10 protein-coding genes are annotated in these 12,524 nt (G+C 69.1%); 4 read left to right on the top strand and 6 right to left on the bottom strand.

The annotated features are described in order from the left end of the window. The 5 genes from ACYP33_RS33830 to ACYP33_RS33810 all read right to left on the bottom strand — a co-directional run. A partial coding sequence (locus tag ACYP33_RS33830) for an ABC transporter permease (RefSeq protein ID WP_459625464.1) occupies nt 1-716 on the bottom strand: 716 nt, incomplete at its 3' end. A gap of 40 nt (nt 717-756) precedes the next feature. Then, nucleotides 757-2,391 (bottom strand): ABC transporter substrate-binding protein, encoded by a 1,635-nt coding sequence (locus ACYP33_RS33825; protein WP_459625463.1) that lies wholly within the window; start codon nt 2,389-2,391, stop codon nt 757-759. Nucleotides 2,392-2,394: 3 nt separating this feature from the next. Then, nucleotides 2,395-4,023 carry an ABC transporter substrate-binding protein gene (locus ACYP33_RS33820; protein ID WP_459625462.1) on the bottom strand — a complete coding sequence of 543 codons (1,629 nt, stop codon included), beginning with the start codon at nt 4,021-4,023 and terminating at the stop codon, nt 2,395-2,397. Nucleotides 4,024-4,090: 67 nt separating this feature from the next. Continuing rightward, entirely contained in the window at nt 4,091-4,660 is a 570-nt protein-coding gene (locus ACYP33_RS33815) for a GNAT family N-acetyltransferase (protein WP_459625461.1), read from the bottom strand. Further along, nucleotides 4,657-5,766, bottom strand: a complete 1,110-nt coding sequence (locus ACYP33_RS33810) for an MsnO8 family LLM class oxidoreductase (RefSeq protein ID WP_459625460.1) — start codon at nt 5,764-5,766, stop codon at nt 4,657-4,659. Before ACYP33_RS33810 ends, ACYP33_RS33815 begins: the two co-directional genes overlap by 4 nt. A gap of 286 nt (nt 5,767-6,052) precedes the next feature. Between ACYP33_RS33810 and ACYP33_RS33805 the strand changes: the two genes are divergently transcribed. From ACYP33_RS33805 to ACYP33_RS33790, 4 genes are all read left to right on the top strand, one after another. Then, nucleotides 6,053-7,372, top strand: coding sequence for an NtaA/DmoA family FMN-dependent monooxygenase (locus ACYP33_RS33805; protein WP_459625459.1), 1,320 nt, complete (start codon nt 6,053-6,055; stop codon nt 7,370-7,372). A gap of 146 nt (nt 7,373-7,518) precedes the next feature. Then, nucleotides 7,519-9,126: an ABC transporter substrate-binding protein gene (locus tag ACYP33_RS33800; RefSeq protein WP_459625458.1), complete on the top strand. Its 1,608-nt coding sequence runs from the start codon at nt 7,519-7,521 to the stop codon at nt 9,124-9,126. A gap of 65 nt (nt 9,127-9,191) precedes the next feature. Beyond that, nucleotides 9,192-10,205, top strand: coding sequence for an aldo/keto reductase (locus tag ACYP33_RS33795; RefSeq protein ID WP_459625457.1), 1,014 nt, complete (start codon nt 9,192-9,194; stop codon nt 10,203-10,205). A gap of 497 nt (nt 10,206-10,702) precedes the next feature. After that, nucleotides 10,703-11,917, top strand: a complete 1,215-nt coding sequence (locus ACYP33_RS33790; RefSeq protein WP_414447846.1) for an acyl-CoA dehydrogenase family protein — start codon at nt 10,703-10,705, stop codon at nt 11,915-11,917. Between the two features lie 265 nt (nt 11,918-12,182). Here ACYP33_RS33790 and ACYP33_RS33785 read toward each other — a convergent pair. Next, on the bottom strand, nt 12,183-12,524 hold a 342-nt coding region (locus ACYP33_RS33785), incomplete at its 5' end, for an acyl-CoA dehydrogenase family protein (RefSeq protein WP_459625456.1).

Here is a 12,524-nt window from a genome sequence, read left to right as displayed (position 1 = left end):
CCCCACGAGCGCACCGTCAGCGCATACGGCTCGTCGAGCGCGCGCTCGATGCCCAGGCGCAGCACGCGGCCGATGGTGGCGCCTTGCGCGAGGCCGAGCGACAGCGCGGGCAGCACCAGCGACGAGAACCCGCGGTCGCCGGCCACCGGGAACAGCTTCAGCGTGAAGCTGAACACGAACAGCAGCATGATCCCGAGCCAGAACGACGGCGTGGACGCCAGCAGCAGCTCGGTGCCCGACGCCGCGCGCCCGCCCCAGCGGCGGCCGGCCGTCAGCACGGCAAGGCTCACCGAGAACACCAGCGTGACGACCAGCGCGGCGGCGGTCAGCTTCAGCGTCGGCCACAGCTGGCCGATCACGAGCGGCGCGACCTCGGTGTTGAGGATGTACGAACGGCCGAAATCGCCATGCAGGATGCGCCAGACGTAGTGCACGTATTGCAGCCACACCGGCTCGTCGAGGCCCCATTCCTTGCGGATCGCGGCCTCGATCTCGGGCGTGCTCAGTTGCTCGCCGATCAACAGGCTGACGATGTCGCCGGGCGCCACCTGCACCGCCACGAACGACAGCGTGATGGCCGACCACAGCACCAGCAGGCCGGTGCCCAGGCGCGTGAGGACGGGCGAGCGCAGGCGGCGGGGTCGCGTGGCCGCCGTTTGCGGTGGCGGCGAGGATGACGTTGAAGCAGGGCCGGCGAGCGGCGCGGTGCGGGTCATGATCGGGATTCCTTCAGGTTCGGGTACGCACGCGGGCGCGTCAGTCCGGCCGCACGCGCACGTCGTACGGCGCATCCGGCATCTGCTTGAAACTGCGGAATGCGAGGCCGCTCACGCGCTCGCTGGCGGCAATCTCGTCCTCGGGCTGATACAGCGGAATCGCATAGGCCTGCTCGACGATCGCGAAGCGTTGCAGTTGCGCGTACAACTTGCCGCGCGCGGCGTCGTCGCGCGTGCCGGCCGCTTCGCGCAGCCACGTGCTCAGGCGCGGGTCGGTGGCGCGGCTGTAATTGATCACGCCGCCGCGATTGGGCGGCAGGTAGTGGTTCTCGGTATCGATGCCGTCGGTATCGGTGTTCGAGTTCGGGATTGCGCCGAAGCGGCCCGTCTTGCGCGCCTCGACATAGGTGCCCGCATCGACGTAGCGCAGCGTCAGCTCGACGCCGAGCCGTTGCCGCGCCTGCGCCTGCAAACCTTGCAGCAGCACGTCGCGCTGGTCGCGCACGGTAGCTTGCGCCTGCACCACGTCGATCGTCAGGCGCTCGGCCTGGCCGTTCGCATCGCGCCGGGTGCGGAACCCGGCCGCGTCGCGCCCGGTCCAGCCGGCCTCGTCGAGCAGCCGGTTGGCGAGCGCGGGATCGTTGCCGTAGGCCTTTTCGATCGTGCGGTCGTAGAGCGGATCGACGGGCGAGGTGATGCCCCACGCGCGCACGCGCTTGCCGCGATAGATCGCGCCCACCAGCCCATCGAGATCGAATGCCTGCAACAGCGCGCGCCGCACGCGCACGTCGCGCGTCGGCCCCCAGGTGGTGTTCAGGTACAGCGAATAGGGCGAGCCGGTGTTCAGCGCGCGCTGGTAGCGCAGGTTCGATTGCCGCTCGATCAGCGCGGCGTCGTTGCCCGAGATGCCCTCGATCGCATCCACCTGCCCCGACAGCAGCGCGCCGGTGCGCACCGACGATTCGGGCAGGAAGCGGTACACCACGCGATCGAGATACGCGGGCCCCTGATGGCCGACCGTGGCCGGCGCCCATCGATAGTCGGGATTCCGCACGAAATCGGCTTCCTGGCCTTTGCGATAGGCCGCCAGCACGAACGGGCCGGTGCCGGCCACGGCCGGCCCGCCGGCCTTCAGTTGCGGCGACCCGTAGGCGGCCGGCGAGATCAGCTTCAAGCCGGCCGCGAACGACAGGAACGGCGCATACGGCTCGGCCAGCGTCAGTGCGACCGTCAGCGGCCCGGTGGCGCGCGCCTCGACGAGCCTCGCGGCGATGCCGCAATAGCTGGAACCGGCGCAATAGGCCGGGTCGCGCATGTGCGTGAAGTTGACGGCCACCGCGTTGGCGTCGAGCCGCTGGCCGTCGCTGAAGCGCACGTCGTCGCGCAGCGTGAAGCTCAACGTCTTGCCATCGGCCGACACGCTGTAGCTGCGCGCAAGCCACGGCACGTAACCGCCGTCGGGCCGGCGCGCGAGCAGCGATTCGAAGCTCGCGCGCAGCAGCAGTTCGGCCTTGGCTTGCCCGTTCAGTTGCGGATTGAAGGTGGTCGGTTCGGTTTCCACGCCCCAGCTCAGCGTGCCGCCCGACGGCGGCGCGGCGTGCGCGAAGCCGGCCAGCAGCGCGAGCGGTGCGATCGACTTGATCGACGCGAGGATGGCCCCCGTTGCGCGGCGCATCGCTTACTTCCTGATCCAGACGTCGTACGGGTTTTCGGGCATCTGCGCGTAGGGCCGGAACCGCAGCCCCTGCACCGCCTTGGCCGCCGCGATCTGATCTTCCGGCTCGTAGAGCGGCACCGCGTAGGCCTGTTCCTTGATCGCGAAGTGCTGCAATTCGCCGTACAGCTTCTTGCGCTCGGCCAGGTTCTGCGTGGCCGCCGCCGCTTGCAGCCAGCGCGTCAGTTCGGGCGCGGAGGCCCGGCTGTAGTTCAGCGCGCCGCCGCGATCGATCGGCAGGTAATGGCCTTCGATGTCGATGCCGTCGGGCGGCGTGTTCGAATTCGCGATCGAGCCGAACTTGCCGCTCTTGCGCGCATCGGTGTAGGTGCCGTCGTCCACATACTGGATCTTCAGGTCGATGCCGAGCCGTTGCCGCGCCTGCGCCTGCAAGGCCTGCAGCAGCACGTCGCGCTGGTCGCGCACGGTGGCCTGCGCCTGGATCACCGTGACGGTCAGCCGCTCGCCGCCCTTGGCGCGATAGCCGCCCGCATCGCGCGCGCTCCAGCCCGCTTCGTCCAGCAGGCGGTTGGCGAGCGCCGGATCGTTGCCGTAGGTCTTTTCGATGCCGCGGTCGTACAGCGGATCGATCGGCGAGGTGATGCCCCAGGTGCGCGTGCGCTCGCCGCGATAGATCGATTGCACGATGCCCGACACGTCGAGCCCTTCGAGCAGTGCGCGGCGCACCTTGGCGTCCTGCGTCGGCCCGTAGGTCACGTTCAGGAACAGCGAATACGGCGTGCCGGTGTTGAGCGCGTGCTGGTAGCTCAGATCGGGGTTCGAGCGGATCAGCCCGGCGTCGTTGCCCGAGATGCCCTCGATCACGTCCACCTGGCCCGACAGCAGCGCGCCGGTGCGCACCGACGATTCGGGCAGGAAGCGATACACCACGCGGTCCAGATACGCCGGCCCCTGATGGCCGGCCGTGGCCGGCGCCCAGCGATAGTCGGGATTCCGATCGAATTCGATCTGCTGGCCCTTCACGTACTTGCGCAGCACGAACGGCCCGGTGCCGGCGATGTCCACGCCGCCCGCCTTGAGGTCCGGCTTGTCGAACGCGTTCGGCGAGAGCAGCGGCAGGCGGCCCGAGAACGTCAGGAACGGTGCGTACGGCGCGTCGAGCGTGATGACCAGCGTGTGCGCGTCGGGCGTCTTGACGTCGGCCACGTGCGAGATCAGCCGCGCCAGGTTGCTGCCGCCCGAGTAGCCGAGATCGCGCGCGTTGAGGAAGTTGCGGGCCACGGCCTTGGCGTCGAACGGCGCGCCGTCGCTGAACTTCACGCCGTCGCGCAGCGTGAACGTGTAGGTCTTGCCGTCCGGCGACACCTTCCACGCGGTGGCCAGCCACGGCACATAGCTGCCGTCCGGGCGCTGCGCGAGCAGGCTTTCATAGGCGTTGCGCAACAGCAGCTCCACCTTGTCCTGGCCGTTCAATTGCGGGTTCAGCGTGCGCGGCTCGGTTTCCACGCCCCAGGTCAGCGTGCCGCCGGTGGCGGGGGCCTGCGCGTGCGCCAGCGGCGACAGCGCGAGCGCAGCGGCGGCGAGCGCGGCGGCGCGGTGCGAAGCGGAAAGCGGGAGGAACGGAGACGTCATGTTGGGGTGGCGTGGTGGAAAAAATTCGGGGGCGGGGCGCGGCGGCGAGCGTATCGCCGCGCGTCGTTCAGTTGATCGAAGCGATGCCCGCGGGCTCCGCATCGGCCTGCGCCGATGCTTCGTACAACTCGGGAATCAGCACCTTGCGCAGCCACACGAGCGAGGTGCCGAGCGCATTGACCGAGCGGTCGAACGGCACGTAGCCGCGCTGCCGGTAGTACTGCGGCAGCCACGGATGTTCGATCGCGGTGGCGAGGTAGGTGGCCGGCGCCTTCACCTGCGCGGCCAGGAACTGCTCCTCGACGTGCGCCAGCACGATCGAGCCGAGGCCTTGCCGCTTGAACGCGGGCGCCACGGCGAACCAGTGCAGGAACGGGTACGGCGTGCGCTGCCGGTCGCTGTCCACCCACGGAAAGCGCACCGTCACGGTGGCGGCGAGCACCGGGCGGCCATCGTCGCCGGGACGCTCGAGCACGAAGCTGGTCTGGCTGGCGACGGCCTGCTCGACCTGCGAGACGGGCGCGCGCGTGATCGTGAAATGCACGCCGTGCTGCGCCAGCGACGCATACGACTGCTGGAGCAGGGCATACAGCGCCGGCGCGTCGGCGGCGGTGGCGATGCGGATCGTGTCGCTCATGAGGCGTTCGCCGGTTCGGTGTGGAGTGCGTGCGACGGCGCGGTTTCAAACGCGCGCGTGCTCGTCGATTTCCCGGCCAGCAGATGCAGCGACGCAACGCGCGGTGCAGCCTCGGCCAGCGGCGTATCGATGATGAATTCCTCGATCCCGTAGCGGCGGTGCAGTGCATCGAATTCGTCGAGCACGGCGTCGCGCGTGCCGTGCACGATGCGGGCCTCGCGTTCCTCGATGCGGTGCTCGCCGCCGCCGGCCTGCCGGATATAGGCATGCGCCTGCGCCAGGCTACCCACGTTGATCGCGGGGGTATCGCCGACCTGCACGCGAAAGCGCTCGTAGCCGCTCGCCAGTTGCACGGCCTCGTCGTGCGTGGCCGCGACGATCGCCGCGATCGCCAGCAGCGGCGTGCGGCCGCCCGATGCGGCACGGTAGGCGTCGAACGCCTGTTCGAGATCGGTGCGCGACGCATTGATGTGCGACGCGTAGACGAAATCCCAGCCGAGACTTGCGGCCAGCGTGGCGCTGTCCACGCTCGCGCCGAGCAGATAGGGCCGCGCGGCGGCGGGCGGCAGCGGCGTGGCGCGCAGCGCGCTCTCGTCGTTTTCGGTGCCGGCCGGCGGCGTGCCGACGGTGCGCAGGTGGTGGTCCAGTTGCTCGGCGAGCGTGGCGAAGCTGCCGCGCCGCGCGCGGTCGTAATCGCCCTGCAGCGCCCGCGTCGACAGCGGCAGCCCGCCCGGCGCCTTGCCGATGCCCAGATCGATGCGGCCCGGCGCGAGCGTGGCGAGCAGGTTGAAGTTCTCGGCGATCTTGTACGGCGCGTAATGCTGGAGCATCACGCCGCCCGAGCCGATGCGGATGCGCGCCGTGTGGGCGAGCAAATGCGCGATCAGGATTTCCGGCGACGGGCACGCGAGGCCCGGCGAGTTGTGATGCTCGGCCACCCAGTAGCGGTGGTAGCCGGCCGTATCGGCGAAGCGTGCCAGCGCGACGCTGCGCGTCAGCGCGTCGCCGGCCGATTCGCCGGGCGCGACGGGGCTCTTGTCGAGCACGCCGAGCCGGAACGGCAGCGCGCGCAGGTCGGTGGGGAAGGAGCGAAGGGTTGACGTCATGGAGAGCCGGAGGCGATCGGTGCGGGCGGCGGCAGGGCGATTGCCGGGTTGGACATGCCGGATTATTTTTCGCCGCGCGTGGCCCGGTCAAACAAGCAAGAGGAATATCCAAAGCCAAAAATAATGGTTCCTGCACGCCGGGCACGTTGCAGTAAGGTCGAGGGCGCGAGCGGGCGATGCCGCGCCGGAAAACTGCATCGGAGTGCGTATCGATGCTGCGGCGTGCATCTCGATGCTGCCGCGTTCGAGTGCGGCGCCGGCCCGCGCAAATCGATAAGGAAACCAGATGAACGACACGAGACCCCGCCGCCTGAAGACGCTGGTTGGCGCGACCAGCGTGATTCACGCCACGGGCGATGCCCACCCCTCGCAGGGCATCCGCCGCGCCGCCGCGCTGGCCCGCAAGGCCGAGGCCGAGCGCATCACCGGGCTGTTCACGGCGGATTTGCTGCAGACGGACCCCGAGGGCCTGGCCGGCATCACCGGCAGCCAGGAGCCGATCGTCGCGCTGGCCGCGCTCAGTCAGGCAACCGAACGCATCGGCCTGGTGGCGACGGTCTCCACCACCTATCACCATCCGTACAACCTGGCCCGCCTGATCGGCACGCTCGATCATGTGAGCGGCGGCCGTGCGGCATGGAATGCCGTGACGTCGTCGGTGGGCGAGGAGAATTTCGGCGAGGGCGCGCTGCCCGATCCGGCGCAACGTTATGCGCGCGCGGCCGAGTTCGTCGAGATCGTGCATGCGCTGTACGACGCCAACGATCCCGCGGCCACCACCCGCAAGGCGGGGGGCGGCGTGTCGGTCGATCCGCGCAAGCTCGGCGCAATCCACTATCGCGGCGCGCATTTCCAGGTGCGCGGGCCGCTGAACGTGCCGCCGTCGCCGCAGCTTCGGCCCGTGCAGTTTCAGGCCGGGCAATCGGCGGCCGGCGTGACGCTGGGCGCGCGGCATGCGGAGGTGGTCTACACCTCGCAGCCGACGCTCGACGAGGCGCGCGCGTTCGTCACCGAACTGCATCGCCAGGCCACCGCGTTCGGGCGCGCCGGGCGGCTGCCGTTCGTGATGAACTCGTTTCATTCGCTGATCGGCGAATCGCATGCGGATGTCGCGCGCCGGCTCAAGGAACGTCACGAGCGGATCGATTACGAGCAGGGCCGGCTCAAGCTGGCCGACATGCTCGGCGGCGGCCTCGACCTGCGCGAGCTGTCGCTCGATCGGCCGTTGCCCGAGGTGTTGCTGCCTTCCGTGGAGGCTGTCAACCGGCGGCGCGGTCGGGTGGCGATCTTCGTCGGTTTCGCGCGGCAGGGCCTGACGCTGCGCGAGCTGATCGTGCGCGCGCAGGACACCGGGCACTGGTCGGTGGCGGGCACGCCCGAGCAACTGGCCGACGCGATCGAGGCGCGCTACCGCGCCGGGCTGGTGGACGTGCTGTCGCTGCACGGGCTCGGGCAGCCCGATCAGGAAGACCTGCTCGTCAACGGCCTGCTGCCGGAATTGCGGCGGCGAAACATCATCGATCACGATTACGTGGGCGACGATTTCCGCTCGAACCTGGAACTGCCGCCGCTCGCGTTGCCGCATGCCGCGCAGGCGGTGGCGTGACGTGACGTGACGTGAACGCCCGGAAAAGCATTCCCCAATTGATTGGTTAAGCATCGCGAAGCGCGCTGCTATTGTCGGTGGCTCTTTTCCAGCCGACAGTTCGGCATCTCGTTCGAGGAGCGCTTCGCATGTCCGGTCACGATCCCGTGAGTCTTACCCGTCGCCGTGCGTTGCAGGCGGCCGCCGCTGCTGCCGTGCTCGGTTCGCTTGCGCCGCTTTCGCATGCAGCCGACGCGGCGCAAGGCACGCCGCGACGCGGCGGGCGCGTCACGCTGCTCGTGAATCCCGAGCCGAACGCGCTGGTGGATTTCGCGACGACTGCGGGCGCCGAGGAGAAGATCGCGCCGAAGGTGACCGAAGGCCTGCTCGCCTACGATTTCGACGTCAAGCCGAAGCCGCAGCTTGCCACCGCGTGGTCGGTCAGCGCCGACGGCCTGCAATACCGCTTCGAGCTGCGCCGCAACGTGCGCTGGCACGACGGCCAGCCGTTCACGTCGCGCGATGTGGCCGTGTCGATCGACCTGCTGCGCCAGTACCACGCGCGGGGGCGCGCGACGTTCGCCAACGTCGCCGCCGTGCACACGCCCGATCCGCACACGGCCGTGTTCGAACTGTCGAAGCCCGCGCCGTATCTGCTGTATGCGCTGGCCGCATCCGAATCGCCGATCCTGCCCGCACACCGCTACGCGAGCGGCAACCCGCTGGAGAACCCGAACAATCTCGCGCCGATCGGCACCGGCCCGTACCGCTTCGTGCGCTGGGATCGCGGCAGCGCGGTCACGTTCGTACGGAATCCGGACTATTGGGATGCGCCGAAGCCGTATCTCGACGAACTCGTGGTGCGCTTCATCGGCGACCCGGCCGCGCGCGCGGCGGCGCTCGAAACCGGCGAACTGGATCTGGCCGGCGAGAACCCGGTGCCGCTGACCGACATCAAGCGGCTCGCGGCGCTGCCGCACCTGGCCGTCGAAACGCGCGGCTACAGCTACGACGCCGCGCAAACGCAGCTTCAGTTCAACCTCGACAACCGCTATCTGGCGAAGCTGCCGGTGCGCCAGGCGATCGCGCACGCGATCGACCGCAACGCGATCCTGCGCACCGTGTGGCAGGGCTACGGCATCGTCTCGCCCACGCCGATCAGCCCGTTGCTGACGCAATTCCACGACGCCACCACGCCGGTGCCCGCGTTCGACCCGGCGCAGGCGCAAAAGCTGCTCGACGCGGCCGGCTACCCGCGCGCCTCGGGCGGCTTTCGTTTTCCGCTGACGATCGACTACAACCCGTACGATCCGACCTTCGCGCGGCTCGCCGAATACCTGCGCCAGACGCTGCGCGGCATCGGCATCGACGCCACGGTGCGCTCGCAGGATTTCGCGTCGTACGTGAAGCGGATCTACACCGATCGCGCGTTCGACCTGGATGCGAACTTCCTCGGCAACACGTTCGATCCGACGGTGGGCGTGCAACGCCTGTACTGGTCGAAGAATTTCCGCCCCGGCGTGCCGTTCTCGAACGCCACGCACTACAACAGCCCCGAGGTGGACCGGTTGCTCGAATCGGCGGCGGTGGAAATCGACCCGGCCAAGCGCGTCGCGCTGTTCCGTCAGTTCCAGCAGCAGGTGGCGCGCGACCTGCCGATCGTCAATCTGGTCACGCTCAAGCAGGTGACGATCTACAACCGGCGGGTGCGCAATCACACGCTTACGGCCGACGGGCTTCAGGGTAATCTGGCCGACGTGTACGTGGTGTCGTGAGCGCGGCGCGCCCGCACGATCAATGCAGTGCAGTAATGCTTTCTTTTTTTCATCAGGATGACGGAATGGAATACCGACAACTCGGCCGCAGCGGCCTCCAGGTGTCCGAACTGACGCTCGGCACCATGAACTTCGGCGGCCCGACCGACGAGCGCACGGCGGCCTCGATCATCGATCGCGCGTTCGAGCAGGGCGTGAATTCGATCGACACGGCCGACGCCTACACGGGCGGCGAATCCGAACGCATCGTCGGCCGTGCGATCGCCGCGCGCCGCGATAGCTGGGTGCTGGCCAGCAAGTTCGCGAACCCGCAGGGCAGCGGCCCGAACGATCGCGGCGCGTCGCGCAAGCACATCGTGCAGGCGGTGGACGCGAGCCTGAAGCGGCTCGGCACCGATTATCTCGACATCGTCTATGTGCACCGCGAGGATCACCTGACGCCGCCGGAAGAAACCATCCGCGCGCTCGGCGATTTGATCCGCGCCGGCAAGCTGCGCTATTACGGGCTGTCCAATTTTCGCGGCTGGAAGATCGCCGAATTCGCGCACACGGCGCAGGCGCTCGGCATCGACGGGCCGGCCGCGAGCCAGCCGCTCTACAACCTCGCGAATCGCCAGGTGGAGGCCGAGCAATTGACGTCGGCCCATCGCTACGGCCTCGGCGTGATCTCGTTCAGCCCGCTCGCGCGCGGCGTGCTGACGGCCAAGTACGAACCGGGTGCGCAGCCCGGCGCCGATACGCGCGCCGGCCGCGCCGACCGCCGCCTGCTGCAGACCGAATGGCGGCCCGAGACGATCGAGCTGGCGCGGCGCGTGCATGCCCACGCGGCCGAGCGTGGCCTGAGCGCCAGCCAGTTCGCGCTGGCCTGGGTGCTGAACAGCCGCTACATCGCCTCGGCCATCGCCGGGCCGCGCACGCTCGAACAGTGGGACGACTATCTGCCGGCGCTGGCCTATCGCCTGACGGAAGCCGACGAGGCGTTCGTCGATTCGCTGGTGGCGAGCGGCCATCCGTCCACGCCGGGCTTCAACGATCCGGGGCATCCGTTCTTCGGGCGTCTGACGCGCACGGGCGGCTGACGCCGTCACGGCTTGCGCTGGTCCGGCTTCGACGATCCGGGGCATCTTTTGCGGGCGGCTGACGCCGTCACGGCTTGCGCTGGTCCGGCTTCGGCAACCGGGGCATCCTTTTCGGGCGGTTGACGCCGTCACGGTTTGCGCTGGTCCGGCTTCGACGATCCGGGGCATCCTTTTCGGGCGGCTCACGCAGTCACGGCTCGCATTGGTCCAGCTTCACCGACCCGGGCCATCCATTCTCGGGCGGCTGACGCCATCGCGGCCTGCCTGTATCGCCACCGACCGGCCCCGCGCACCCGCGTGCGGCCGGCCCGGTGCGGGCCGTTGCCGAATCCGGCATATCCATAGCTGAAATTGAACGTTCCCGCGCGGTTCGCGCATTTCTATACTTTCACGATGCACTCCGGGCGCGCCGCGCGGCGTGTCCGGCATCCGTTCACGACGGCGGGCGGCCAAGCCACCGCCGCCAGCCCGATCCACGATTCCCTCTTCATCCTGCCATGACCGCATCTCAGACGACTTCCTCACCCTTGGCCGACGCGCTGGCGGCGCTGCCCGCGCTCGCCGCCGAACTGGGCCACGACACCGCGCGCCGCGAGGCGAACCGCGAACTGCCGTTCGAGGGCTTCAAGCTGTTTCGCGCCACGCCGCTCGGCGCGTTGCGTCTGCCGGAAGCGAGCGGCGGCCTGGGCGGCTCGCTGGTCGATCTGTTCGAGGTGATCTCGACGCTGGCCGCGGCCGATTCGAACCTCGCGCATGCGCTGCGCATCCATTACGACTTCACCGAAGTGCTGCGGCTTTCGCCGGCCTCGCCGTTCAATGCATTGCAGATCGACCGCGTGTTGTCGGGCGCGATCTTCGGCGGCGCGTCCACGGAACTGGGCACGTCGCGCCCCGGCGAAGTCAGCACCACGCTGACGGCCGACGGCGACGGCTATCGCGTGTCGGGCACCAAGTACTACTCCACCGGCACGCTGTTTTCGGACTACGCACGAATCAACGTGGTGCGCGCCAGCGACGACGCACGGGTGGCCGTGGTGGTGCCGGTGCGCCGCGAGGGTTTGCGCGTGGTGGACGACTGGGACGGCATGGGCCAGCGCATGACGGCCAGCGGCAGCCTGCTGCTCGACAACCTGCGGGTGGAGGCCAACGAGGTGATCGACCGTGGCAACACCACGCTGGTGGGCCGGCATGGCGGGGCGCTGCGCCAGCTTCACCTGGTGGCGGTGGCCGCCGGCATCGTGCGCGCGATCGCGGCCGACGCGACGCGCTACGTGATCGAGTTCGGCCGGCCGGTGCTGCACAGCCCGGCGCCGTCTGCGCGCGAGGATCATTTCATCCAGCAGACGGTGGGCGAACTGAGCGCGCACAGCCACGCGATCGACGCGCTGGTGCGCGAGAACGCGCGCGCGCTCGACCGCTCGGCCGACGCCATTCAGGCCGAAGCGCCCGAGGCCGAGGCGCTGGTGCTCGAAGGCGCGCTGGCCACCGCGCGCACCCAGTTGATCGTCAGCAAGCTGGCGCTGCATGCGGGGGAGCGGCTGTTCGAAGTGGGCGGCGCATCGGCCACCGCGCGGCGTCACAATCTCGACCGTCACTGGCGCAACCTGCGCACGATCTTCAGCCACAACCCGCTGCTGCACAAGGCGCGCGTGGTGGGCGACTACGCGCTGAACGGCGTGACCACGCACCTGACCGAAGGCCGGGTGTTCTGAGGGGCGTTTCGTTGTCCGACAGGATTTCTACGGTGTCTTCTGGGCGGCGACTGCCAGTGCAATACGGCGTGGATACCTGGCCGAGGGCCGGGTGTTGCGAGCGACGTTCCGTCCGGCTGGAATCCTACGTGTTATTCCGGGCTGCTGCTGCCGGTGCATCACGGCCCGGATAGCTGACCGAAGGCGGGTATTCTGGGCGCCGTCATGGCACGAGCGCATGGCGACATGACAAGGACGGCCTCCGCCGTCCCATCCACCAGCATTCCTACGCCTTCTTCCGCACAGCCGCCGCCGCCAGCGCATCGCGGCCCAGATTCGCGCGCAGCAGCGGATTGGTCGGCGCATGAATGCCGCTGCACAGCACGTTGCGCTGATGGCGTTCGAGCGGGTTGGCGCGCGCGATGCCGTGATTGCCGGCCAGTTCCACGGCCAGCGCCACCGCCTGCTTGGCGTTTTCGATCACCGTCTGCTTGACCACCGCGCCGAGCGTGGGCGGCGCATCGCCGCTTTCGATATGGCGCGCGTGCGTGCTCATCAGCCAGTCGTTGGCCGCGAGCCAGGTTTCGATCCGCCCCACCTGTTCCTGCACCGACGCCACGCTCGCCAG

The organism is Burkholderia sp. 3C, assembly GCF_054589155.1.
Note: the sequence above shows the minus strand (reverse complement) of the source record. Positions and strands in the feature narration are given on the sequence as shown.

What these genes read in the sequence shown, in the direction of transcription:
- ACYP33_RS33825 (WP_459625463.1), bottom strand. Translation starts at nt 2,391, where the DNA reads ATGCGCCGCGCAACGGGGGCCATCCTCGCGTCGATCAAGTCGATCGCA.
- ACYP33_RS33810 (WP_459625460.1), bottom strand. Translation starts at nt 5,766, where the DNA reads ATGACGTCAACCCTTCGCTCCTTCCCCACCGACCTGCGCGCGCTGCCG.
- ACYP33_RS33795 (WP_459625457.1), top strand. Translation starts at nt 9,192, where the DNA reads ATGGAATACCGACAACTCGGCCGCAGCGGCCTCCAGGTGTCCGAACTG.
- ACYP33_RS33805 (WP_459625459.1), top strand. Translation starts at nt 6,053, where the DNA reads ATGAACGACACGAGACCCCGCCGCCTGAAGACGCTGGTTGGCGCGACC.
- ACYP33_RS33815 (WP_459625461.1), bottom strand. Translation starts at nt 4,660, where the DNA reads ATGAGCGACACGATCCGCATCGCCACCGCCGCCGACGCGCCGGCGCTG.
- ACYP33_RS33790 (WP_414447846.1), top strand. Translation starts at nt 10,703, where the DNA reads ATGACCGCATCTCAGACGACTTCCTCACCCTTGGCCGACGCGCTGGCG.
- ACYP33_RS33820 (WP_459625462.1), bottom strand. Translation starts at nt 4,023, where the DNA reads ATGACGTCTCCGTTCCTCCCGCTTTCCGCTTCGCACCGCGCCGCCGCG.